This window comes from Aminomonas paucivorans DSM 12260 (genome assembly GCF_000165795.1).
Lineage (GTDB): Bacteria > Synergistota > Synergistia > Synergistales > Synergistaceae > Aminomonas > Aminomonas paucivorans.
In genome coordinates this window covers 884230-906329 of sequence record NZ_CM001022.1, presented here as the reverse complement: position 1 = coordinate 906329, position 22100 = coordinate 884230, and the positions used below count along the sequence as shown (strand labels likewise).

18 protein-coding genes and 3 tRNA genes are annotated in these 22100 nt (G+C 67.9%); 4 read left to right on the top strand and 17 right to left on the bottom strand.

Features of this window, described 5'->3' with window-relative positions:
- Positions 1-2: 2 nt before the first annotated feature.
- From APAU_RS04010 to APAU_RS03970, 9 genes are read right to left on the bottom strand one after another with little or no spacing between them, the layout of a single operon-like run.
- Positions 3-956 carry a transketolase family protein gene (locus APAU_RS04010; RefSeq protein WP_006300407.1) on the bottom strand — a complete coding sequence of 318 codons (954 nt, stop codon included), beginning with the start codon at positions 954-956 and terminating at the stop codon, positions 3-5.
- Entirely contained in the window at positions 949-1791 is an 843-nt protein-coding gene (locus APAU_RS04005) for a transketolase (RefSeq protein ID WP_006300406.1), read from the bottom strand. The genes APAU_RS04010 and APAU_RS04005 overlap by 8 nt, the downstream gene beginning before the upstream one ends.
- On the bottom strand, positions 1788-2834 hold the full coding sequence (gene csaB, locus APAU_RS04000) for a polysaccharide pyruvyl transferase CsaB (RefSeq protein ID WP_006300405.1): 1047 nt from the start codon (positions 2832-2834) through the stop codon (positions 1788-1790). The genes APAU_RS04005 and csaB overlap by 4 nt, the downstream gene beginning before the upstream one ends.
- A complete protein-coding gene (locus tag APAU_RS03995; protein ID WP_006300404.1) occupies positions 2831-4774 on the bottom strand; it encodes a DUF5693 family protein in 1944 nt (647 codons plus the stop codon). Before APAU_RS03995 ends, csaB begins: the two co-directional genes overlap by 4 nt.
- Positions 4767-5366: a Maf family protein gene (locus APAU_RS03990; RefSeq protein WP_006300403.1), complete on the bottom strand. Its 600-nt coding sequence runs from the start codon at positions 5364-5366 to the stop codon at positions 4767-4769. Before APAU_RS03990 ends, APAU_RS03995 begins: the two co-directional genes overlap by 8 nt.
- On the bottom strand, positions 5363-5608 hold the full coding sequence (locus APAU_RS03985; protein WP_006300402.1) for a hypothetical protein: 246 nt from the start codon (positions 5606-5608) through the stop codon (positions 5363-5365). Before APAU_RS03985 ends, APAU_RS03990 begins: the two co-directional genes overlap by 4 nt.
- Positions 5609-5611: 3 nt before the next feature.
- Entirely contained in the window at positions 5612-6421 is an 810-nt protein-coding gene (locus APAU_RS03980; RefSeq protein ID WP_006300401.1) for an undecaprenyl-diphosphate phosphatase, read from the bottom strand.
- A gap of 17 nt (positions 6422-6438) precedes the next feature.
- Positions 6439-8055 (bottom strand): Na/Pi cotransporter family protein, encoded by a 1617-nt coding sequence (locus APAU_RS03975; protein ID WP_006300400.1) that lies wholly within the window; start codon positions 8053-8055, stop codon positions 6439-6441.
- Positions 8056-8097: 42 nt separating this feature from the next.
- Positions 8098-9879 carry a ribonuclease J gene (locus tag APAU_RS03970; protein ID WP_006300399.1) on the bottom strand — a complete coding sequence of 594 codons (1782 nt, stop codon included), beginning with the start codon at positions 9877-9879 and terminating at the stop codon, positions 8098-8100.
- A 165-nt stretch (positions 9880-10044) separates the two neighbouring features.
- Here APAU_RS03970 and APAU_RS03965 point away from each other — a divergent pair.
- A tRNA-Gln gene (locus APAU_RS03965) sits at positions 10045-10118 on the top strand.
- A gap of 13 nt (positions 10119-10131) precedes the next feature.
- Positions 10132-10207 (top strand) — tRNA-Glu (locus APAU_RS03960).
- A 130-nt stretch (positions 10208-10337) separates the two neighbouring features.
- Here APAU_RS03960 and rlmN read toward each other — a convergent pair.
- Positions 10338-12245 (bottom strand): 23S rRNA (adenine(2503)-C(2))-methyltransferase RlmN, encoded by a 1908-nt coding sequence (gene rlmN / locus APAU_RS12945; protein WP_006300398.1) that lies wholly within the window; start codon positions 12243-12245, stop codon positions 10338-10340.
- Positions 12246-12302: 57 nt separating this feature from the next.
- Positions 12303-13583 (bottom strand): serine hydroxymethyltransferase, encoded by a 1281-nt coding sequence (locus APAU_RS03950; RefSeq protein ID WP_006300397.1) that lies wholly within the window; start codon positions 13581-13583, stop codon positions 12303-12305.
- Positions 13584-13695: 112 nt separating this feature from the next.
- Here APAU_RS03950 and APAU_RS12515 point away from each other — a divergent pair, with 112 nt between their 5' ends.
- A complete protein-coding gene (locus tag APAU_RS12515) occupies positions 13696-14283 on the top strand; it encodes a DUF4412 domain-containing protein (protein WP_006300396.1) in 588 nt (195 codons plus the stop codon).
- A gap of 189 nt (positions 14284-14472) precedes the next feature.
- Here APAU_RS12515 and APAU_RS03940 read toward each other — a convergent pair whose 3' ends face one another.
- On the bottom strand, positions 14473-15432 hold the full coding sequence (locus APAU_RS03940) for a TAXI family TRAP transporter solute-binding subunit (RefSeq protein ID WP_006300395.1): 960 nt from the start codon (positions 15430-15432) through the stop codon (positions 14473-14475).
- Between the two features lie 283 nt (positions 15433-15715).
- Positions 15716-15790: transfer RNA gene (locus APAU_RS03935), tRNA-Ala, on the bottom strand.
- Positions 15791-15931: 141 nt separating this feature from the next.
- Here APAU_RS03935 and APAU_RS12510 point away from each other — a divergent pair.
- Positions 15932-17674 carry a phosphodiester glycosidase family protein gene (locus tag APAU_RS12510; RefSeq protein WP_006300394.1) on the top strand — a complete coding sequence of 581 codons (1743 nt, stop codon included), beginning with the start codon at positions 15932-15934 and terminating at the stop codon, positions 17672-17674.
- Here APAU_RS12510 and APAU_RS03925 read toward each other — a convergent pair.
- The 4 genes from APAU_RS03925 to nhaC form a co-directional block, all read right to left on the bottom strand.
- Entirely contained in the window at positions 17647-18522 is an 876-nt protein-coding gene (locus APAU_RS03925) for a mechanosensitive ion channel family protein (protein WP_006300393.1), read from the bottom strand. The genes APAU_RS12510 and APAU_RS03925 overlap by 28 nt on opposite strands.
- Before the next feature lie 100 nt (positions 18523-18622).
- Positions 18623-19774 (bottom strand): saccharopine dehydrogenase family protein, encoded by a 1152-nt coding sequence (locus APAU_RS03920; RefSeq protein ID WP_006300392.1) that lies wholly within the window; start codon positions 19772-19774, stop codon positions 18623-18625.
- A gap of 148 nt (positions 19775-19922) precedes the next feature.
- Complete coding sequence (locus APAU_RS03915; RefSeq protein WP_156789425.1) at positions 19923-20399, bottom strand: hypothetical protein; 477 nt, start codon at positions 20397-20399, stop codon at positions 19923-19925.
- 21 nt (positions 20400-20420) lie between these two features.
- The gene (gene nhaC / locus APAU_RS03910; RefSeq protein WP_006300390.1) at positions 20421-21944 is read right to left on the bottom strand and encodes a Na+/H+ antiporter NhaC; all 1524 of its coding nucleotides are present in this window, start codon (positions 21942-21944) and stop codon (positions 20421-20423) included.
- Between the last annotated feature and the right edge of the window lie 156 nt (positions 21945-22100).

Genomic DNA, 22100 nt, shown 5'->3' with positions numbered 1-22100 from the left:
GGTCACCTCCTGCGCATGGCCCAAACCTGCACGGCCCCTCCCACAATCTGCCGAAAGGTCAGCCCGTAGTATTCCTGCAACTCCTCGGGCATGCCGCTCTGGCCGAACCGGTCCTCCACCGCCACGAAACGCAGGGGGACGGGATACTCCCGTCCCAGGCACTCCGCCACGGCGCTTCCCAGCCCTCCGATGCGGCTGTGCTCCTCCGCCACCACACAGCACCCCGTCCGTCGGACGGAGGCGAGGATGGTCTGTTCCGGGAGGGGCTTGACGCTGTAGCAGTCGATCACTTCCGCTTCGATACCCTGGCGTTGCAGGATTCGCGCTGCCTTCAGAGCTTCGTGGACCATGATACCACAGGCGCAGAGGGTCACTCCGTCTCCCTGGGTCAGAAGCCGCGCCCCCCCGGGGTGGAACTCCCCGTCCTGGGGTCCGTACAGCGACGGCAGGGGACAGAGGCCGAGACGCAGGTAGGCGGGCCCCTCCATGCGGCTCAGTCGGCGCACGAGTCCCCGGGTGGAGGTCCCATCCGCAGGGACCAGAACGGACATGTGGGGAAGCACCCGCATCACCGCCAGGTCCTCCACCATCTGGTGGTCCGCCCCGTCCTGCCCGGCGGTGACTCCTCCCCGGGTGGTGACCAGACATACGGGGAGATCGGGGATCGCCACGGCGGAACGGATCTGGTCGTAGGCCCGCCCCACCAGGAAGGGAGCGCAGGAGGACGCGAAGACGGTCTTCCCCCCCAGGGCAAGCCCCGCGGCGGTGAGGACCAGGTCCTGTTCCGACACCCCCGCGGGGAAAAAACGGTCGGGACAGAGGGCGACAAACCCCCGATCCGGGACCGAAGACCTGCTGGCATCCACCACCACCAGATTCGGACACAGGGGACCCATCTCCTCCAGTCCCTGGCAGTAGGCCTCCCAAGTGGTGCTTCCCCCGGGTTCGCTACGCATCCCCCGTTCCCCCTCCCCGGACCTCCAGCTCGCTCAAGGCCCGGTCCACGTCTTCCCGGGAAAGGCCACGGTCTCCCCCCCGGCCCTCCTCCGCGAAGGAGACCCCCTTGCCCGTCTGGGTGCGCAGGAGGATCGCCATGGGAGCCTCCCGGTCCTCCCTCAGACCACAGAAGGCCTCCTCCAGTTTTTCCATGTCGTGCCCTTCCGCGTCCAGCACCTCCCAGCCGAAGGCCTCCAGCTTCCTGCGGATGGGTTCGATGCCCTTGACCGCCTTCCAGGGCCCCTCCTCGTGGTGTTCGTTGGCTTCCACCAGGGCCACCAGATGTCCCAGGCGGCGGACCGAAGCGGAGAGAGCCGCTTCCCACACCGCCCCCTCCTGAAGCTCTCCATCCCCCAGAAGGCAGAAGACCCGGCTCGGAAAACCGTCCAGCCGCAGAGCCAGAGAAAGTCCCACCGCCAGCCCCAGCCCCATGCCCATAGACCCTCCCGGCGCCTCCACCCCGGGAACGCGCCCCACCTCCGGGTACCCCTGGAGGAGAGCCCCCAGGCGGCGGAAGCTCCACAGCTCCTCCCTGGGGAAAAACCCTCTCCGGGAAAGCACGGCGTAGAGGGCGGGGCACCCCCGTCCCTTGCTCAGGAGGAACCGATCCCTCCCCGGGTCCCGAGGACGGTCGGGGTCCACCCGCAACACCTCCCAATAAAGGTAGGTCAGCAGGTCCACCAGGGAGAGGGCGGAGTCCAGGCGCCCGGAGCGGGCCACCCCGATCATGCGCACCACGTCCTTGCGGACCTCCAGGGCGGTCTGTTCCAGCGTTTCCCGATGTTCCGGCGTCATGCACCCCATCCTCCCGTCCCACGAAGACGCTCCAGGCACCGGGTCAGAGCGGCGCGCAGAAGACCCCGGGTTTCCTCCAGCCTTTCCCGAGAAGGCTCCGAGCCGGGCTGCGAGAAGGGAACCGCAGACCAGCCGGATCGGGGCGTCCAGGTGGGAAGCCCCCACTCCTCTGAGAAGGCCGTCACCTTGGGGTCGTAGGGCACCGCCGCAGCGGGAAGTCCCGCCAGGACCGACAGCACCAGGGCGTGGAGCCTCATGGCCACCAGGCCGTCCATCTCCGCGGCCGCAGCGGAAAAGGACTCCGGGGAGTCCAGGAGGCGGATCTCCTCCAGCGGCAGCCCCTGTCTGTCCCGGGCCTCCGCCAGGCAGAGCCGATCCTCCTCCGCCAGGGCAAGGCCCACGAAGGTCCACCCCGCCCTCTCCGCCAGCTCCCGAAGGGCCCGGATCGCCCCCTCCCGAGCCTCTCCCTTCCAGGGACGCAGGTTCACCCCCAGACGTCCGGTACCCCTTCCCGGGGCCAGGCGGGGCAGGGAAAGCCCCAGCACCGGGTCCGGGGCCAGTTCCGTCTCTCCCAGTCCCAACCCTCGGACCGCCTCCAGGGAGGGGCGATCCCGGACCACCCGGACGACACAGGGGGCAAGGGCTCCCCGGGCGACCCGCCGGGCGAGGGGAGAACCCAACGGACCCACGGACTGCCCGAAGGCCCAGGGGATGCACCCCCGACAGCGGGCCGTCTGCACGACCCCCCAGTAGTAGACGCAGCTTCGAAGGCTGGTGGCGTCCTGCAGAAGCCCCCCTCCCCCCAGGAGAAGGGTCCGGGAGCGCCCCAGCATCCGGGCCACCCCAGGGAGGCTCCAACGATCCGCCGACTCCGTCCCCAGGGCCCGCCGGGTCCCGGCGGGATCCGCCGAGAGGATCCCCACCCGGCTTCGGGGGATCCCGCCTTCCTCCAGGAGTTCCACCAGGGCCCGGGCCAACAGCTCGTCCCCCAGGTTGCCGAAGCCGTAGTAGCCGCAGAGGACCACGTCCAGGGGACGGGTCACGGGGCCTCCGCCCCCTTCCTTCGGGAAAAGCGCATTTCCCAGGCCAGGAAGAGCCCCCCGCCCAGGAGGAGCCCCGCCCACCATCCGTTGAAGACCCGAAGCAGGGTGAGGGCGAAGGGCGAATGAAGGTGGCAGAAGGAATTCACGGCGGAGGCGAAGGCCAGGGAAGCCCCCACCCTCAGAATCTCCCGGTACCGGGGCCAGAGGTTCCTCCGCGACGCCAGGATCGCCAAAAGAAGGCACGGGTAGCCCACGAGAAACTCCTTGGTCCGGGGGCGGACCCGCAGGAGACGCTCCAGCATCTCCCGGGCGTGGAGCTCCCACTGGGGGACCAGGGCGGTGTTGTCGCTGCGCACCGCCATGAAGAGCACCGCCCCCAGCACCAGCCCCGCCGCCAGGAGTTCCCCCCAGAGGGGAGGACGGGCCAGGATCTCCCCCAGCCCTTCGGGATGGATGCGGTTCCTGAGGTCGTGGAGCAGCACCAGAAGAGGGGGCAGCAGCAGGGTGAGCTTCACCCCGGAAAAGCCCCGCAGGCGCAGCATGAACTCCGGGGTCCCGTAGAACGAGGCCAGGCAGGCCCCTGCGGCCAGGACCAGGAACAGCCCTTCAAAGGCTCCCCGGAAGGGGTGGTCCTCCCTGTCCAGGGCCGCCAGGGTGGCCTCCGTCGCCGCCAGGGCTCCCAGAAAACCGCCCAGGTACCGCCCCGCGGGAGGGAGGGCCCAGACCCCCAGGGCCACCAGCACCGTACCGCCTCCAAGGAACACCCCCCACCGTCCCGACCCCGCCGAGGCGAGGCCCCGCAGGCCGAACCGCCGCCCCAGGGCCAGGGCAAAGGCCGCCAGAGCCAGGGAAGCTCCCAGAACCGCCAGGGGAGAGCGCCCCCACAGGGGCAGGGTGGAAGGCCAGCCCAGTTCGTAGCCTCGGGCCTTAAGGGAATCGGACAGGGACTCCAGATCCTCCAGGAAGAAGGGCAGGCGGTGTCCGTTGTACAGGTCGTAGGGGCGGAAGAGGAGGAGACGCACGGAGCGTTCGTGGGCCGCCCGGACCATGCGCTCCACCACCTGTTCCCGGGACATGCGCCGGGAGAAGATCTCGTCCTTCACCAGACTGTGCAGGGGAAGCACCAGGGGAAAGACCCGCTCCACCAGCTCCGAGACGCCGATCTGCTTGACGAACTCCGCCTGGGCCACCGGAACCCGGCGTTCTTCCAGCAGGGCCGCCAGGGGATCCAGGTCCGGATACCCCGGGACCACGAGGCCGGAGGGAAGGATCGACCGGATCTCCGGGTACTGGTCCATCAGAAGCCCCAGGGAAGCCGCCACCCGACCGCCCTCCACCCCCAGGCAGGGAGAAGGACGAAAGACCACCGGGATGCCGTTCCTCCGGGCAAAGTCCAACCCCGCCAGGTCGGGGAGGAGTCCCGAATCCAACAGCTCCGGGAAGGAGGCGGGGAACACGGCGGCAAGCCATCCCCCCCCGCTCTCCCGCACCAAGCCGGGCATCTTCGTGGACAGATAGGGAAGAAACACCTGCCAGGCCGCCTCGTCCGCCCGTCCCCACAGCACCCCCCGATCCCCGGGAAGCCCCGGGGGGATCGGGACGGAAGAGGGAAGGTCCTTTGCGGGAGTCCAACGGAGGGGGAACCCTCCGTTCAGGAGATCCTTGCCCGTACCCTCCGAGACGGTGAGGCCCCGCATCCCCAGGGAATGCAGGCGCGCCCAAAGCCTTTGGGGGGAGACACCGCTCTCCCTGGCCAGGGAGACCAGGTCCCGGTACTCCATCACCAATCCCACGGTATGCTGTTGCCTCTCCGCCCCCACGCGAGGCGCCAGGCCCGCCCCCGCCAGGAGGGCCGCCAGGGCCAGGGCAATCCACAGCCAGGCCCGAGGATGGGAGAGAAAGTCGCGGGGGGCTCCCCCCCGTCCCTTGAGATCAGGCATCCTTGGCCCCTCCCCACTGGCTCGCCAGGGGCCAGCCCGCCTCGCCCAGCAGGGCGCTCAACCTCGTCAGGGGCAAGCCCACCACGTTGAAGTAGCAGCCCGCGATGCCCTCCACCAGGAGAGCTCCCTTTCCCTGGATGGCGTAGGAGCCCGCCTTGTCGTCTCCCTCGCCGCTTTCCGCATAGGCCCGAAGGGACGCCTCGTCCAGGGGACGGAAGCGCACCTCCGTGCACTCCACCGCCCCACGAGGCGTCTCCTCCCCCGGGACCGCCAGGGCCACTCCCGTGAGGACCCGATGAGCCCTTCCCTGGAGGAGACGTAACATGGCCAGGCCTTCCTCCCGATCCGCAGGCTTGCCCAGGATGGCGTCTCCCACCGCCACCACCGTGTCCGCCGCCACCACCCACCGGTCGGGGAAGCGCCGTCCCACGTGGAGGGCCTTGTCCCGGGCCAGACGCCCCACCAGGGCCTCCGGGGTCTCTCCCCCTCGGGGGGTCTCGTCCACGTCCGCGGGGCACACGTCGAAGGTCCAGCCCAGTTCCGCCAGGAGGGCCCGGCGCCTGGGACTGGCGGAGGCCAGCAGGAGGTTCATCGGGCGACCCACAGGCCCACCACGCCCCCCAGGAGGGTGCCCAGGTTCAGGCGCAGGGCGAAGTGAAAGCCGAACTCCAGGGCCAGGAAATCCACCCGGTCCACGTTCCAGCCCCAGCGGACCACGTCCCGGAACAGGGGCGCGGTGGTGGAGAAGTGCTGGAAGAAGATCCCCATGAAGGTCCCCAGAACCACGCAGGCCAGGAAGATCCACCAGCGGAGGCTGCTCACGGCGCCGCGCACGGCCTAGAACCCTCCCGCGAAGGTCGCGGCCACCACCGAGCCCCCCAGGACCAGGCAGTAGACCCCGAAGACCCACCAGGCGCCGAACAGGGAGATCCGGCGAAGCGCCAGCAGAGACAGCAGCCCCGCGACGAAGGCGGCGGCGAAACCCAGCCCCCAGTCCTGGGGCAGCGCCGAGAGGAAGGCGTCGACCCCTCCGACCTGGTGCAGCTCCACCAGGTTGGCCCCCAGGATGGCGGGGAGAGAGAGGAGGAAGGAGAAGCGGAAGGCCTCCTGGGGCTCCAGGCCCGCGACGAGCCCCCCCACGATGGTGGATCCGGACCGGGAGACCCCGGGCATCACCGCGATCCCCTGCACCAGCCCCACGAGAATCCCCGCGCCCAGGCCCACGTGACGCTCCCGAACGGGAACCCAGCGGGAAACCAGAAGGATGCCGGCGGTGACCAAAAGCCCCGAGCCCACCCACAGGGAATTGGTGGACCCAAACTCCACGTAGGGCTTCAAGGGCAGGCCGACGACGGCGGTGAGGAGCGTGGCGACGATCACCGACCAGCCGTAGCGCCACCCGGCCCAGCGGCGGGCGTTGGGGTTGAAGAACCCCATGAGCCACTCCCCTCCCAGCTCCAGGATGTCCCGGGCGAAGTAGAGCACCGTGGCCAGAACCGTGGCCAGGTGGAGCAGCAGATCATAGGCCAGGGGAGCTTCCCGGAAACCGAGGAAGATCTGGGCCAGGGCCAGGTGTCCGGAGCTGCTCACGGGCAGAAACTCCGTGGCGCCCTGCAGGGCCCCCAGAAGGATCACCGGGGTGTTCATGGTCGTCCTCTCCTTCCCTAGGCCTGCCCCCGGATCCGCGCCAGATCCAGGACGATGCAGGCCAGGTTGTGCGCGTGGTCCCCCACCCGCTCCAGGTTGCTCAAGATGTCGATGAACACCACCCCCGCCCCGGGCTGGCACTTGCCCTGGTTCAGCCGTTCGATGTGCCGGGCCCGAAGGTCCCGCTCCATGGCGTCGATCCGGTCCTCCAGCTCCAGGACCTCCCGGGCCAGGACCGCGTCCTCCTTGTCCAGGGCGGCGGCGCTCTTGCACACCGCCTGGTCCACCAGGGAGAACATCTCCTCGAACTCCTCCAGGGCCTTGGGGGTGAAGTGCAGTTTGTGGTCCCGCATGAACTCGTACATCTCGATGAGGTTGGTGGAGTGGTCCCCGATGCGTTCGATGTCCCCCACCCCGCTGACGCAGGCGTTCAGGATGGTGGACAGGTCCGGGGAGAGCCCCCGCTGCCCCACCTCCGTGCCGAACCGGACGATGTCGTGGGTAAGTTCGTTCACCAGTTTTTCCGTCCCCAGGACCTCCGCGGCCTGCTTGTCGTCGCTCTCCATCACCGCCTTGCGGCACCCCTGGAGCATCTCCTCCGCCAGCCCCACCAGGCGGATCATCTCCTTGCGCACCGCGTTCACCGCCGCGGCGGGGGAGGCCACGATGAGCTTCCGGTCCAGGTACTGGGCCCCCGCTCCCTGGGCCTTGCCGTCCCCGGGGAGGATCCGCTGGATGAACCGCACGTAGGGCCCCACGAAGGGCAGGAAGAAGAGGGTGTTGGCAATGTTGAAGATGCTGTGGGCGTTGGCCACTTGTCGGGCCACGTCGGTGGAGGTGAGGGCCACCAGGTGGGTGTAGAGGGGCAGCAGAGGCATGAGGATGCAGGTGCCGATGACGTTGAACAGCACGTGGCACGCCGCGGCCTGTTTGGCCGACCGGTTCCCCCCGAGGGAGGCCAGCACGGCGGTGATGGTGGTGCCGATGTTGTCCCCCATGATGATGGCGATGGCCACGTCCAGGGGAAGAAGTCCCTGAGCGGCCATGGCCATGGTGAGGCCCACGGTGGCGGAGCTGGCCTGCACCAGCATGGTCACCCCGGCTCCCGCCAACACCCCCAGCAGGGGATGCTGGCGGAAGGGAAGGAACAGATCCGCCCGACCTTTGAGGAAGCTCATGGCGTTTCCCATGAACTGCATCCCCACGAAGAGCAGGCCAAAGCCCACCAGTCCCGCCCCCAGCTGCTTCTGGCGACGGTTCTTCCCCGTGAGGTTCAGCACCGCCCCCACCGCCACCGCCAGAAGGGCGTAGTCCGTCACCTTGAAGGCGATGAGCTGGGCGGTGATGGTGGTGCCGACGTTGGCCCCCATGATGACCCCGAAGCCCTGATAGAGGGTCATGAGTCCCGCGTGGACGAAGCTCACCACCATGACGGTGGTGGCGCTGCTGCTCTGGATGATGGTGGTCACCAGCGCCCCCACCGCCACCCCCCGGACGGGGGTCTCGGTGAGGTGGGCGATGAGGCGGCGCAACCGATCCCCCGCCAGGTCCTGGAGGGCCTCCCCCATGATCTTGATGCCGTAGATCAGGAGCCCCACGCCACCCATGAGCTGCAAGAAATCCTTCAAGGACATGAAAGACCCTCCGTAGGAACCCAGATTATTGGTGCAGAGCGATCACGCCGCGGAGCGTTTCCTCCCCTTGGTCGGGGTCGGCTGCCCCAACCGGGTCACCAGGGGGATCAGGGTGGGGTAGGTGCGGGAATAACGGCTCAGCACGTCCCGAAGTTTCTTGCGGATCAGGGTGGGCACCGAGTCCGGGTCCGTCTCCGGGTGACCCGCCAGGGGTTCCAGGGCCTTGCGCACCGCCCCTTCCATCTCCCGATAGAGGTCCTTGGCGTCCTGGCAGTGCAGGAACCCCTTGCTCTCGATGGAGATGGGAGAGGCGATGCGGAACTGCTCGTCCACCACCAGGGACAGGGCGATGAGACCGTCCTCCGCCAGCTCCCGCCGCTCCCGCAGCAGACTGCCCTCGGACTCTCCCAACGCCACCCCGTCCACCAGCACGGATCCCGAAGGCACCCGGCCGGAGATCTGCCCCTTCCCGTCCACCAGTTTCAGCACGTCCCCGTTGGTCAGGACGAAGACCTGCTTGGCGGGAACTCCCAACTCCCGGGCAAGCTGGACATGGCGCACCTGATGCCGGTACTCCCCGTGGACCGCGGCAAAACACTTGGGGCGCACCAGGCTGAGGATGATCTTCAGCTCCTCCTTGGAGGCATGTCCGGAAACGTGGATGGCCTGGCTCCGGTCGTACACCACCTCCGCCCCGCAGGCGAAAAGCAGGTTCACCGTCCGGCTCACCAGCTTCTCGTTTCCCGGGATGGGGGTAGCGGAGATGACCACCAGGTCCTTGGAACCCAGGCGGATCTGCCGATGCTCCCCCTTGCTCATGAGGACAAGCCCCGAGAAGGGCTCGCCCTGGCTGCCCGTGGTGAGCACCACCAGGCGGTTCGGGGGAGTGGACTCGATGTCCTGCTGGGAGATGAAGAGATCGTCCGGGGCATCCACGTAGCCCAGTTTGCGGGCCAGCTCCACGTAGGAGATCATGCTGCGCCCCACCAGGGCCACCTTGCGGTTGTATCGGGCGGCGGTCTGGAAGACCTGCTGGGCCCGGTGCAGGTTGCTGGCGAAGGTGGAGATGACGATGCGCCGATCCTTGTACAGGCGGAAGAGCTGCTCGAAGGTCTGCCCCACCGTGCGCTCCGAAGCGGTGAAGCCCTCCCGCTCCACGTTGGTGGAGTCGGAAAGGAGAAGCAGAACCCCCTCCTTGCCCAGCTCCGCGAAGGCGCTGTAGTCGGTGATCCGCCCGTCGATGGGGGTGGCGTCCAGCTTGAAGTCCCCCGTGTGGACCACCAGCCCCACGGGAGTCCGGATGGCAAAGCCCAGACTGTCGGGGATGGAATGGCACACCGAAATGCCCTGCACGGAAAAGGAGCCCGCCTGGGTGGTCTCCCCCGCCCGGATCTCCACCAGCTTGGGGCGATACCGGGGGCAGGCCTCGTTCAGTTTATTCTCCACCAGACCCAGGGTGAGCCGGGTACCGTAGACGGGCACGTCCAGCTTGGGGAGGATGAAGGGAAGACCTCCGATGTGGTCCTCGTGTCCGTGGGTCAGGAAGATGCCCTGGATGCGATGGCGATTCTCCACCAGGTACTGCGCATCGGGGATCACGAAGTCGATGCCCAGCATCTCCTCCTCCGGGAACTTGAGGCCGCAATCCACCACGAGGATTTCCTCGCCGTATTCGAAGAAGGAAAGGTTCTTCCCGATCTCGCCCATCCCGCCCAGGGGAACCCAACGCAGTTCCCCGGCGGGTCTCCCCTTTTTCGTCTGTCCATGTTGCCCTCCGCTACGCGACCTGCGGGACCCGCTGCGCGAAGCGTTTGAATTTCGCATCCTTCCAACTCCCTTCCAAGCGATTATCCTACCATGGACGAGGAGGAGGGACCAGAAGAGGCCTTGCCCCCCCGTTCCCTGTGCCGAGGGGAAGACAAGTCCCGAAAAGACCGGAGACTTGTCAGCCCTGGGAGGCTATGGTAAACTCCATCTCGCGCTGGTCGTTGGGGAATGGTGCAACGGCAGCACGCCTGACTCTGGATCAGGTAATCCTGGTTCGAATCCAGGTTCCCCAGCCAAACAACGAGTTTCGGTCCCATCGTCCAGGGGCCTAGGACGTCGGGTTCTCAGCCCGAAAACAGGGGTTCGAATCCCCTTGGGACTGCCATTGAAGAGCGAGGGACCTCCTGAAGAGGGGGTCCCTTTCTCTATGCCCCCCGCAGCGCCCTCTCCCCCTTCCGGAACGGCGCAAAAGACCGGTCCCGACCTCCGACGTGCGGAGATCGGGACCGAATCGTTCAGTCCTTCTTCCCGGTTTTCCGGCGAGCCTGAGGGTGTGCGGGACGCCCCCCTCCCGCGGGATGCCGCCCCTTGTCCCCGCTTCCGGAGGGACGTCCCTTCCCCGGACCGGAGGGACGAGGCTTACCTCCCTGCGACCCGGAGCTTCCCCGGCCCGCATCGTCCCGACGACGCGGAGCGTCCTGTCCCGGGGCAGGTCCTTCGCCCCCCTGGCTTCGGGGTCCGAAGGGTCGACCGGCCCCCTCCCGGCGATCCCGGGGGCCTTCCCGATCCGGACGCCCCGTGGGGGACGGGGAACGTCCGGGACGCCGATCGTCTCCCCGGGGACCGCGGGGACGATCTTCCGCTGGAAAACCCTCCCGACTTGCCCCGGTTCGCCCCGGATGGGTCCCCTCCCTTGCCTGGGCGGGACGCTCCGACCGGGACGGCCCGGCATAGGGGTGACGATCCGGTTCTCCCGGACGGTGGGGACGGTTCTCCCGGTCCGGGCGCCCGTCCTCCCGAGGGGGACGGAAATCCCTTCCCCTCTCTCCCCCTGCGGGGGTGCGAGGCCGACCCTCCGACTCTCCCGGGCGATCCCCCTTCCCTTGCGGGGCAGGACGACCCGACCGGGGCGGTCCGGCATAGGGGCGACGATCCGGCTCTCCCGGACGATCCCCCTTCCCCTGTGGGGCGGGGCGACCCGACCGGGGCGGCCCGGCATAGGGACGACGATCCGGTTCTCCCGGACGGTGGGGGCGGTTCTCCCGGGAGGGGTTTCCCCCCCCTTGGGGACGGGGTTTCCGGGAAGGAGAGACCCCCTTGTCCCTCGGTGCCGGGGCGGCGGGACGGGGAAGCCTTTCCGGTTCCGGGGGCAGGACCCCGAGGGGCCTTCCTCCCTCCGCTCCCTCCACCCGCTGGCGAAGCTGGCCGCAGGCGGCGTCGATGTCCGAGCCCCGTTCCACCCGAACCGCCGTCTCGAAGCCCTGCTGTTCCAGGATGCCCTGGAACTGTTCCACCCGGTAGCGGGGGGGACGTCGGTAGGCGTCCTCCAGGGAGCGGTTCCCGGGAATGAGGTTCACGAACACCGACAGTCCCCGAAGGTACTCCCCCAGCTGGCGGGCCTGGGAGGGGTCGTCGTTCACCCCCTCGAAGAGGGCATACTCGATGCTGATCCGGTCCCTGGTGACCTCCTGGTAGTCCACCAGGGCCTCCCGCAGTTCCGCCAGGGGGTACTGGGCGTTCAGGGGGACCAGCCGGTCCCGCAGGGCGTCGTTGGCCGCATGGAGGGAGACCGCCAGGCGCACTCCCAGCCCCGAGGCGGCAAGCGCCCGGATCCCCGGAACCACCCCGCAGGTGGAGAGGGTGATGTGCCGAACCCCCAGTCCCCGCATCTTGGGGTGCTTGAGGGCACCCAGGGCCAGGAACACCGCATCGGCGTTGAGCAGGGGCTCTCCCATGCCCATGGTGACCAGCCCCTGAAGCTCCCCGTAGCGAGCCTCCATGCCCAGGAACTGCCCCACGATCTCCCCGGGAGAGAGGTTCCGCACGAAGCCGGACTGGCCGGTGGCGCAGAAGGCACAGCCCAGGGGACACCCCACCTGGGTGGAGATGCAGGCGGTGCGCCGCCCTTCCTGATCCAGCAGCACCGATTCCACGGACTGCCCGTCCCCCAGACGCCACAGGAGCTTTCGGGTCCCGTCCTTCCGGGAGACCTGCTCCGCCGCCACCTCGGGGATCCCACAGGACCAAAGGGCCTGGAGCTTCTCCCGAAGCTCCAGGCTCAGATCGGTCATGTCCTCGAAACGAAAGACCCTCTTGCGATAGATCCACTTGCAGATCTGGTCCGCCCGAAATCGGGGCTGTCCCAGCTCCGCCAGGCGCTCCACCCAGGTCTCGTAGCTCCAATCCAGCACAAACGCTTCCATGGCTCGACTCCTTTGCCCTTCAGGGGCGGGTTTCTCGTCCCGATGCTGCCCCCTATGCTACCTGGATTCGGGCCAGGGTTCCACCATGCTGGGGTAGAGAGGGAATCCCTCGCTCAGGGAACGGACCGACCGGCGCACCTCCCCGGCGGTGGCCTCGTCGTCGGGGCGGGAGAGGATCCGATCCATGGCGTCCGCCACGGCCTCCATCTCCCGGCCCCCCATGCCTCGGGTGGTGAGGGCGGCGGTGCCCAGGCGGATCCCGCTGGTCACCAGGGGTTTCTCCGGGTCGAAGGGGATCATGTTCTTGTTGCAGGTGATCCCCACGGAGTCCAGGAGCTGTTCCCCCTTCTTGCCCGTGAGGCCCTTGGATCGAAGGTCCACCAGGAGAAGGTGGTTGTCCGTCCCCCCGGAGACCAGGCGAAAACCCCGGGACTGGAGGGCCACAGCCAGGGCCTGGGCATTGGCCGTCACCGCGGCGGCGTACTCCCGGAAGTCCGGCCTCGCCGCCAGGGCGAAGCACACCGCCTTGCCCGCGATGACGTGCACCAGGGGACCCCCCTGGATGCCCGGAAAGACCGTGCGGTCCAGGTCCTTGGCGTACTGCTCCCGGCAGAGGACCAGGGCGCCCCGGGGTCCCCGCAGGGTCTTGTGGGTGGTGGTGGTGACGAAGTCCGCGTGGGGCACCGGGCTGGGGTGCACGCCCCCCGCCACCAGTCCGGCGATGTGGGCCATGTCCACCATGAACACCGCCCCCACCTCGTCGGCGATCTGCCGGAAGCGGGCAAAATCCAGGAACCGGGGGTAGGCGCTGGCCCCGGCCACGATCACCTTGGGACGATGCTCCCGGGCCAGGCGAGCCACCTGTTCGTAGTCCACCGTCTCCGTCTCCCGGTCCACCCCGTAGCCCACGATGCGATACATCCGGCCGGTGAAGTTCAGGGGGTGCCCGTGGGTGAGGTGCCCTCCCTGGTCCAGACTCATGGCCAGCAGGGTATCCCCCGGTTCCATCACCGTGAAGTACGCCGCCATGTTGGCGGTGCTCCCGGAGTGGGGCTGCACGTTGGCGTGCTCCGCCCCGAAGAGCGCGCAGGCCCGCTGCGCCGCGATCTCTTCGATGGACTCCACGAACTCGCACCCTCCGTAGTACTTCTTGTGAGGGTATCCTTCGGCGTACTTGTTGGTGAGCACCGATCCCTGGGTTTCCAGCACCGCCCGGGAGACGAAGTTCTCCGAAGCGATGAGTTCCAACCCCTCCCTCTGACGGCCCTGTTCCCGCACCATCAGCCCGTGGATCTGCGGATCCACCTCCGACATGGTCCTTTCGAAATCCCCTGCCATGAGGACACCTCCTATTGTTCCCGAAGCAATGTTCTGTTTATAGTATCAGAAAGAAAACCCGCCGGTGGACATCGTCCCCGGCGGGACACCCCACCCGCAAGGAGGAACCTTCATGACGATCCGAACCGCCTTCCAGAACCTCTGCCGCTTCTTCGCCGTCGCCGCCCTGCTGGCCCTTTCCGTCCCCGCCTGGGCCGTGGCCCCCGCCCCAACGCAGTACCGGGCCGACGTGGTATCCAAAGGATCCGGAGAGACCACCTCGTACCGATTCTACTCGGGGGACCGCATGTTCCGCATGGACACTCAGGAGGCCCAGGTGATCACCCGGCTGGACCGGCGGCTGGTCTGGATCGTCCAGCCCGGGGAAAAGATGTACATGGAACAGCCCTTCCGCCCCGAGAAGGCCAATCCCCTGGTGGCCCAACAGGACGAGGGGGTCTCCGTGAACCGGCAGAAGATGGGCGCCGAGGTGGTGAACGGGGTGGCCACGGAGAAGTGGAAGGTCACCGTCCAGTCCGCCAAGGGAGGCACCCAGACCTTCCTCCAGTGGATCGACCCCAAGACGGGCATCGCCATGAGGACCGCCGACCCTGCGGGAAAGTGGAGCCAGGAGCTGAAGAACCTCCAGGTGGGTCCCCAGCCCGCGGGGCTCTTCGAGGTGCCCAAGGGCTACCAGAAGATGACCGTCCCGGGGATGTAGCGTCCCACAAGAGGACGTTCCCGAAGGGCTGGCTCCCAAGGGGGAAGCAACCCCGACAATGAAGTCTTGTACCTCTTTTTTGTAAGGCATGTCAAGGACCATCCCAGGTGATCCACAAAAAAAGCCCGGGGCTCGGCGAAAACGCCGAACCCCGGGCTTCCCTTTGGACCTTGGCCTTGCCGCGGGAAGCTATTTCTTCCTCGGCAGGACTCCGATCTCCTCGAAGTACCGCCGGGCTCCCACGTGGAGAGGGATGCGGATCGCCGCCACCCCTTCGGGAGAGAGGGCGCTCATCCGGGCGCTCACCGCCACCAGCTCGGGCTTGTGGGCAAAGAGTTCCTTCGTCAGCCGGTAGGCCAGGGCCGCATCCAGCTTCTTGTCCACCGCCAGGATGTTGGGGCTGCTGAAGGTCTTCACGGGCTTGTCCTGCCCCTTGTAGGACCCCGCAGGGATGGTAAGAGGAGCGTAGTAGGGAGTCTCGGCCACGAGACGCTGCACCACTCCGTCGGGCACGTCCAGGAAATCCACCAGCCCCAGGGTGGTGGGCTCCACCACGCTGGCGATGCCGATGGCCCCCACGGTGAAGGCCGCGTCGATCTGCCGGTTGGAGAAGGCCTGGACGGACTCCGCATGCCCCAGGTTAAAGAGGGTGATGTCCTTCGCCGGGTTGATGCCCACGGCCCGGAAGACCTGGTTCGCCGTGAGGGACACGCTACCCCCCACGGCCCCCACGGAGACCCGTTTGCCCTTCAGGTCCTGGAGGGTGCGGATCTTGCTGCCCTTGGCGATGAGGATGTGCACCGCCTCGGGATAGAGGGGGACCAGGGCGCGGAGGAAGGTCTGGGGGTTGTCCTTGTAGTGGCCGCGGCCGTTGTAGGCGTCGTAATAGAGGCCGTCGGCGAAGATGACCTCCGCCTCCCCCTTGCCCATGAGCTGGATGTTGTTCCGGGTTCCGCCGGTGGACTGGGCGGTGGCCTTCAGGTCCGGCACCCGATCCGTCCAGATCTTGGCCATGGTGGCCCCCACGGGGTAGTAGGTCCCTCCCACGGGACCGGTCCCGATGCTCAGGAACCGGGTCGCCGCGAATCCCTGTCCTGCCATCAGAACAAGGCAGGACAGGGCGAGAATCCAGGAAACGAGGCGCTTCATCGAACGATGCTCCCTTCTCCCACGGCGGGGAAACCGCCGTCCACCCAACCGCGGGATCAGGGGTCAGGCCCTCAAGGCACAACCGATGACCGGGGAAGCTCTCCGACCCGGGGTTGGGACGATGCGTACCCTCCGGGGTGCATGCCATGCACCCCCTTGCGGGAATCGCGTCAGAACCGCCCACGGACCATGGAGCCACCTCCTTCGCTGCCTCCGGAGCCCCCAAGCAGGAAGGGGGGCACAAAAAAAGGCCGGTCCTCGAAGAGAACCGGCACCGACACGCTGGTGGAGCTGGGGGGAGTTGAACCCCCGACCTCTTCCATGCCAAGGAAGCGCGCTCCCGCTGCGCCACAGCCCCGAACGTGCAACAGCGATGATTATAGGGACCCCTCCGGTGCGTGTCAACCGAGGGGGAGCGCCTCTTTTGCCGTTGCGCTTCTCCCTCCCCCGTGGCACCATGGCGGGTGCCGCCCTTGGGGCGAAGGAAAGGACCGATGTGATGAAAAACCCCACCCTGCGCCGCCTCTCCCGTCTTCTGCTGTGCCTTCTCCTCCTCGGAGTCTCCTCGCTCCCCGCTTGGGCCGTCACCCGAGCGGAACTCCTGGGGCGGGTCCTGGAGACCCTTCGAGTCTCTCAGATCCCCTCGGGGGGCCTGCCCCCCGACGTCCCCCCGGACCATCCCTTCGCCGGGTCCCTGCGCACCGCCGTGGCCACAGGGCGGATTCCCGGGGGGCTCCCCTTCGATCCGGATCGCCCCCCCTCCCGGGAGGAGGCCCTGGACCTGGCGCTGAGAGGCCTGGGACTGGGAGTCGAACGGGATCTCCTGGCTCGGCTGCGGGCTCCCGCTTCCGGGGATGCGTCCCTTCCCGCCCCGACGGTGACGGAGACCCTGGACCCGCCGCTCCCCGGAGAGCTGGGCCAAGCCTCCGCCGATCCCCTGGGGGACGAGCAGGTGCCCAAGCTGCTGGACTGGGTGGCCCTCTGCCCCGGGAGACTGGTCTGGGAGGCCCGGACCTCCGAGGTCGGAGCGGAGCTGCTGCTCCACCGGGAGGGGGTCGGCGGCGCCCCGGAGGAGGGCTTCGTCCTCCAGATCGACGCGACGTCCCTGGAGGACGGGGGCGCTGCGGTGACCGCCTCGGCGGAGAGCCTGGGGCTGCACCCCCAGGTGGTCCCCACCCCCACGGGCCCGGTGGTGCAGATCGGCCCCTTCCCCACCTCCCAAGCGGCTCTGGACGTGGCGGCGCAGCACCCCGAGTGGCCCCAGGCCAACTGCGTGACCCTCCAGGCCCAGGTCTCCCCGGCGCTGTTCTACGCCGCCGCCCGGGTGAACATGGGGCGCTACGCCCTTCGGGTCCCCTTCGCGGAGGCAAGCGGCGGGTTCGGACGGCTGGCCCTGTCCCAGTTCGCGGAACGGTCCGACCCACGCCCCCTGGTGGCGATGAACGGGGGATTCTTCGCGGGAAACCGGCCCATCGGCTCCCTGGTGCTGGAGGGCCTGCCCGGGGGAAAGGCCTACGGGGGGCGGTCCGCCCTGGGCTGGACCGAACGGGGAGACCTGTTCTTCGGGGACGGCACCTCCCGGGTGGCGATCCAGGCCTCCGGGACGCGCCTGGAGGTGACCCGCTTCAACACCCCCCCGGACGCCCACGGCCTGGCCCTGTACATCCCCCAGATCTGCCCCCAGCCCAAGGGCCTGGGGGACGCTCTGCTCCTGCGGGTGGAGGGGGGCGTCGTGGCCGCCGCAGGGGGAAGCGACACGGTCCCCACGGCCCTGTCGGGCACGACCTTCCTGGTGGCGGCCCGGGGACGCTCCCGGGCCTTTCTGGAGAGGCTCCAGACGGGGGACCCGGTGGAGATCCGCACGGAGTGGGCCTTTCCGGCCTTCGAGGGATGTTCCGGGGTGCTCCAGGCAGGACCTCTTCTTTTGGAGGGAGGACGGGACCACCGCAACCCCGAAGGCTTCGCCCGCACCCTGACGGACAGGAGACACCCCCGCACGGTGGTGGGCATCGACGGGTCCGCCCTGGTCTTCCTGGTGGTGGACGGCCGCAGCACCCTGCACAGCCGGGGGACCACCCTGGAGGAGACCCGCGCCCTGGCCCGAAGGCTGGGGCTCGTCACGGCCCTCAACCTGGACGGAGGGGGCTCCACCCAGCTGATCTGGAAGGGGGTCACGGTGAACCGCCCCTCCGACGGACGGGAGCGCCCCCTGCCCTATGCCCTGCTGGCGGTCCCCCGGTAGAGTTCCAGGGAACCGCCCTTCACCTGAAGGTCCAGGCGGGGGTAGGCGAAGTCCACCCCCGCCCGGTCGAAGTGATCCTTGAGCTTCAGCCGGTACTGGCGACCCACCTCCCAGTGTTGTCCCGGAGGGGTCTTCAGGAGGACCCGAAGCAGCACGTCGCTGTCCCGAAAGTCCACGATCCCCTGCACCGTCGCGGGTTCCAGCACGTCCTGGGGCCTCTCCAGGGCCAGCTCCTCCGCAACGGCCTCCAGGAGACCCAGGGCCTTGCGGACGTCCGCCTCGTAGGGGATCCCCACCTCCACCTTCGCCACGGACCACCCCTTGGTCTGGTTCACCACGGTGGTGACGGCGCCGTTGGGGAGGATGATGAGTTCCCCGTCCAGGTTCCGCAGACGGGTGGCCCGAAGGGTGAACCCCTCCACCACCCCGCTGTGCCCCCCCAGGGTGACCACGTCCCCCACGTTGTACTGGTTTTCCAGCACCACGAAGAAGCCGTTGAGGAAATCCCGAAGGATGTTCTGCGCCGCCAGGGAGATCCCCAGGCTGGCCACCCCGAGCCCTGTCAGCACGGGGCGCAGGTCGATCCCCAGGCTGCCCAGGAAGGAGAGCCCTAGGATGGCCCCCAGGACCACCCGGGCCAGGGGCAGAGCCAGGTGTTCCAGGGTGTCGACCCGCTGCTCCACCCCGGAACCGTTTCCCTCCCCCCCCCAGCGGCTTCGGACCCCCGCGGCGAACCGACGGATGAGACGCCGCGACGCCTGGTCCAGAAACCACCAGAGCAGGAGGGTGGCCAGGGGCCTCAGGTAGGGGGCCAGGATGTGGGGCAGACGGTCCAGCAGTTCCAGCATGGTCGCTCCTCCTCTCCGTGCTGGGGTCATTATACGCACGTGGGGGGAGGGCTCAGAGCCCTCCCCCCACCCTGTTCCCGAGCTGGCTCGGCTTGGAGCTTTAGCGGACGTCCCGCACCACCCGGGTGGACTCCACGTAGCGAAGCCCCCGGGCGGACTGCTGCCCCAGGACGAAATCGTAGAGGGCGTCGTCCCCTGCCAGCACTTCCGGGGCATGGACCCCGGGGCGAGAGATCCGCCCCTGCGCCAGGGCCCGGGCGAAAATGGCGCAGGAGGACCCGGTGCAGCGCCCCATGGAGTACATCCCCGTGGCCTCGTCATACCGGTCGAAGAGATCCCATCGGTGGGTGATCCGGTCCCGCCCCTTGAAGCCCGTCACCTCCACCTGCATCACCGTCAGGTCCCGATCCCCCGCGTCGGGGTCCATCTTCCACAGGGGAAAGAGGAGGTCGCAGGCCACCTTTCGGGGCACCACCGAGGCTCCTCCCAGGTTTCGAGGCTCCGTGTCGAAGAGCCCCATGTCCCGAAGCAGGCGGATCTGCTCCACGTGCCCGGGCCAGCGGAGGGTGCGCTCCTCCATGGTGCGGGCCTTCACGTTCTTCACCAGGGAGCGCAGGCCGTCGGTGATGAAGGTCTCCAGAACCCCCACCCGGGGAAACTCCCTCTGGTTCAGCTCCCCCATGGCCTCCACCTCCCGCACCGCCCCGTCCCGGACGCACCGGGCGGGCCGGGTATACTCCTCGATCACGTCCTCCGGGGACCAGGTGACCTGGTAGTTGAAGGGAGGGACCTTCCGCTCCGGGATGCCCCCCACGTAGATGACCGCCTCCTCCACCTCGTCCAGGAGGGCCGCCCCCCGACCCACCAGAAAGTTGGACATCCCCGGGGCCACCCCCATGTCCGGGACCACGGCGCAGCCCGACTCCCGGGCCAGTCCGTCCAGGGCCTCGAAGTCCTCCGCCATGAAGGAGATGTCGCTGTAGGACTTTCCCGCCCGGATGACCCGCTCCATGAGGCCGTAGCCCAGCCGCCCGGGCACCCCGGCGGTGACCACATCCGCCTCCTCCAGCAGAGGAGCCAGGACCGCCTCGTCGGTGCAGGACCCCTGGACGACCCGGGCCTTCGGGGCCAGCTTCCTGGCCTCCTCCAGGTTCTTCGGGTCGAAGTCCACCACGGTGGTCTCGAAGTCCCGGGAAAGGTCCGCCGCGATGATGCGCCCCACCAGCCCCGCGCCGATCTGCAATGCCTTCATGGTCCATACCCCCTTGAAAGGTCGTGGCGTCGCAGGTGGATACTAGCATACAAATACGAAGGGGTCTACAATCTTGCGGGAGATCGTAAAGATGCGGCGGGCCCTTTCGGACCCGCCGCATCTTTTTGCCGTCTTGTGCGCCCCAGGCCTATCGGGCCTTGGGCTTGCCCACCGTGTCCACCTCCACCTGGGGAATCCTCCTGCGGATCAGCGCCCGCATAGGCTCTTCCTGATCCCGCCGGAAGAGGAGCTTCCACCCCGTGACCCCCCGCTCGAAGAAGGCCATCATGTTGCCCCCTCGAAAGGCCAGGGTCACGAACTTCACCTCTTCCCAGGGAAACACCTCCCGGTTTCGGTTCAGCCAGGTCTTGGTCTCCTTCACGATCCCCTCGTCGGCCACGTACATCTTCTTGTCGAAGCCCAGGGCGTAGAGACACGCCGCCCCCACGAAGAGCTTGGCCACCAAGGAATCCCCCGACCCGGTCAGGTAGCCCCGCATGGCCGTCCCCAGGAGAAGCACCCCCGCCGCCCCGATGAAAACCTTCATCCACAGGGGCATGGGGCTCCCGGAGAGGGAGTCGATGCGGCTCGGGTCTGGATCAGGCTGCGGACACGGCGCACTCATGACGTGAAAGGTCCCTCCTGCCTACAGGTTCGCGGGCTTGGTCCGGGCGATGACGGGTTCCCCTTCCTTGCCCTTCCAGGAGATGCCGATGCCCATGTAGGTGATGGCGATGGCCACGAGGGGGTTCAGCCAGTTCAGGATGGCGAAGGGAGCGTACTCCACCGTCTTCACCCCCAACACGCCGCTGTTGTAGGCACCGCAGGTGTTCCAGGGAATGAGCACCGAGGAGAGGGTGCCGCAGTCCTCCAGAGACCGGGAGAGCATCCGGGCGTGGAGGCCCTTCCACTCGAAGGCGTTCTTGAAGATCCGGCCGGGCATGACGATGGACAGGTACTGGTCCCCCAGGAAGAGGTTGCACAGGAAGCAGGAGACGATGACCGAGGTCACCAGACCGCCCACGCTCTTGACCACCTTCAGGATGGCCTCCAGCACCACTTCCAGGAACCCGCAGCGCTCCATGATGCCCCCGAAGGACAGGGCGCAGGTGATCAGGGCAATGGTGTTGGCCATGGACATCATGCCGCCCCGGGTGAGGAGGTCGTTCAGCATGGAGCCCACTTCCTTGGCCAGTTCCGGCGCCAGCCCCACGATGTTGTTGTCCGCCAGGAGCTTGGCCACGGCGTTCATGTCCGAGGCGTTGGCGATCTCCCCCGCCAGGGTGGCGGAGTAGCCGTCCAGGGTGAAGCTCAGGACGTCCCCGATGCCGTAGCCGTTGACCAGGGCCATGATGCCTCCCGCGAACACCCCCGCCAGGAGCCCCGGGATGGCGGGGCACTTGGCCACGCAAAGGCCGATGACCAGGATGGGGGGCACGAAGCCCAGGAGGCTGATGTCAAACTCGTGGGAAAGCACGCTCTGGATGGCGGCGATCTTCGCCGCGTCCAGGGAGCCCCCGGCGTACTTCATGCCGAAGACCACCGCGACGACGCAGACGATGAGGTAGGTGGGGCCGGTGGTCCACATCATGGCCCGGATGTGCTGGAACAGGTCCGTCCCCGCCACCGCGGGGGCCAGGTTGGTGGTGTCCGACAGGGGGGACATCTTGTCTCCCACGTAGGCCCCGGAGATGATGACCCCAGCCGTCACCGGCGCCGGGATGCCCAGCCCCGCCCCGATGCCCATGAGGGCGATGCCCACGGTGCCCGAGGTCCCCCAGGAGGTTCCCGTGGACAGGGCGACGATGGAGCAGATGAGCAGGGCGGTGAGGAGGAAGACCGAGGGGTTCAGGATGGACAGGCCGTAGTAGATCATGCTGGGCACCACCCCGCCGGGGATCCAGGTGCCGATGACCATGCCGATGATGTAGAGGATGAGGATGGCCTGCATGGCCATCATGATGCCGTTGATCATGCCCTCTTCGATGTCCGACCAGGGACGCTTGAGGACGAACCGCCCCACCAGGGCGGCCAGGGTGGCGGCGACGACGATGGGGATGTGCACGGAGACCTCCCAATGCAGCACTCCCGCTCCGATGAAGGCGGCACTCAGAAGAAGAACGATCAAGGCTTCCAACAACGTGGGCTTTCGCCCGATGTTTGCGGACATGTTTGCGACCTCCCCTTTTTTGTTCTGACATAAGAAACCGACACCGACTCCCCATTCAGCACGGCTCTTCCCCCACCACCCCCTCGGAGACTCCCTTTCTGCTGCCGCTGCCTCGTATACCTTCACGGCCACCTCATTATAAAGCTCCCTATAAAG